The organism is Mycobacterium sp. E1386 (genome assembly GCF_001672745.1).
Lineage (GTDB): Bacteria > Actinomycetota > Actinomycetes > Mycobacteriales > Mycobacteriaceae > Mycobacterium.
In genome coordinates this window covers 1-2,019 of sequence record NZ_LZKH01000085.1, presented here as the reverse complement: position 1 = coordinate 2,019, position 2,019 = coordinate 1, and the positions used below count along the sequence as shown (strand labels likewise).

The window sequence follows — 2,019 nt, the reverse complement described above, 5'->3', positions numbered from 1 at the left end:
CCCGATCCCAAGGGTGCGCGGTACGGCCGCGACACGCACGGCGACCTGGACGGCAGCGCCGAGGAGACCGGCGCGGTGTTCCCGCTGCTGGCCGGGGCCATCGCGCCCGGCGACTACCCGGCGATGCTGCTCGCCGAATGCGCGCGGCTCAACCGCGCCGGCCTGACAACCTGCTCCGAGATGGCCTTCGACCCGGCGTTCGGGCCGGTCGTCGAGCGGCTGCGCGACCAGCTGACGGTCCGGTTGCGCACCTACGAGATCTCCAACCCGCAGATGCGCACCGACGCCACCCCCGGCCAGGGCGACGACATGCTGCGCCAGGTCGGCATCAAGATCTGGGTCGACGGCTCGCCGTGGGTCGGCAACATCGCCATGTCCTTCCCCTACCTGGACACCGACGCCACCCGCACCATCGGGGTGCCGCCCGGTTCCTGCGGGCACGCCAACTACACCCGCGAACAGCTGAGCGAAATCGTCGGCGCCTACTTCCCGCTGGGCTGGCCGATGGCCTGCCACGTACAGGGCGACGCCGGGGTGGACACCATCCTCGACGTCTACGAGGAGGCCCTGCGCCGACACCCCCGCGACGACCACCGGCTGCGGCTCGAGCACGTCGGCGCCATCCGGCCCGAGCAGCTGCGGCGCGCCGCCGACCTCGGGGTCACCTGCAGCATCTTCGTGGACCAGATCCACTACTGGGGCGACATCATCGTCGACGGCCTGTTCGGTCCCGAGCGTGGATCCCGTTGGATGCCAGCCGGTTCCGCGGTCGCGACCGGCATGCGCATCTCGTTGCACAACGACCCCCCGGTCACGCCCGAGGAGCCGCTGCGCAACATCAGCGTCGCGGTCACGCGCACGGCGCCCAGCGGCCGGGTGCTGGCGCCCGAGGAGCGGTTGACCGTCGAGCAGGCCATCCGCGCGCAGACCATCGACGCGGCCTGGCAGTTGTTCGCCGACGACGTGACCGGCTCGCTGGAGGTGGGCAAGTACGCCGACCTGGTGGTGCTGTCGGCCGATCCGCGGACCGTGCCGCCCGAGCAGATCGCCGATCTGGACGTGCGCGCGACGTTTCTCGCGGGCCGCCAGGTCTACGGGCAGTGACGCCCACGCGCCCGCCCCGCCTGCAAGACCTCTTGGACCGCCTGCACGTGGTCGCGTTGCCGATGCGGGTGCGGTTCCGCGGCATCACCACCCGCGAGGTCGCGCTGATCGAGGGCCCTGCGGGCTGGGGCGAGTTCGGCGCCTTCCTGGAGTACGCGCCGCCCGAGGCCGCGCATTGGCTGGCCGCCGGCATCGAGGCCGCCTACCGCCCGCCGCCGCCACGACGGCGGGACCGCATCCCGATCAACGCCACCGTCCCGGCCGTCGACGCCGCCCGGGTGGGCGAGGTGCTGGCCCGGTTCCCGGGTGCCCGCACCGCCAAGGTGAAGGTCGCCGAGCCCGGCCAGACGCTGGCCGACGACGTCGAGCGGGTCAACGCCGTGCGCGAACTCGTGCCGACCGTGCGGGTGGACGCCAACGGCGGCTGGACCGTCGAGCAGGCGGTGCGGGCGGCCACCGCCCTGACCGCCGACGGCCCGCTGGAATACCTCGAACAACCATGCGCGACCGTCGACGAGCTCGCGGCCCTACGCGCGCGGATCGGCGTGCCGATCGCCGCCGACGAAAGCATCCGCAAGGCCGACGACCCGCTCGCCGTCGTCCGCGCCCGCGCCGCCGACATCGCGGTGCTCAAAGTGGGCCCGCTGGGCGGCGTTTCGGCCATGCTCGCGATCGCCGCGCAGATCGACATCCCGGTCGTGGTCTCCAGCGCGATCGACTCGGCGGTCGGCATCAGCCATGGCCTGGCCGCCGCGGCGGCCCTGCCGGTACTGCGCCACGCGTGCGGGCTCGGCACCGGCGGGCTGTTCGTCGAGGACGTCGCCGACGTCGCCTCCCCCGTCGACGGCACCCTGGCGGTCGCGCCGGTCACCCCCGACCCGGCGCGGCTGCGGGCCCTCGCGGCGCCCGCGGAGC

The 2,019-nt window shown here is 73.8% G+C and carries 2 protein-coding genes; both read left to right on the top strand.

Going from position 1 to position 2,019, the window contains the following annotated elements; translation table 11 throughout:
• A partial coding sequence (locus A5709_RS09980; protein WP_068119710.1) for an amidohydrolase occupies positions 1–1,104 on the top strand: 1,104 nt, incomplete at its 5' end.
• Positions 1,101–2,019: o-succinylbenzoate synthase (locus A5709_RS09975; RefSeq protein WP_082973833.1), on the top strand; the 919-nt coding region annotated here is incomplete at its 3' end. The genes A5709_RS09980 and A5709_RS09975, both read left to right, overlap by 4 nt.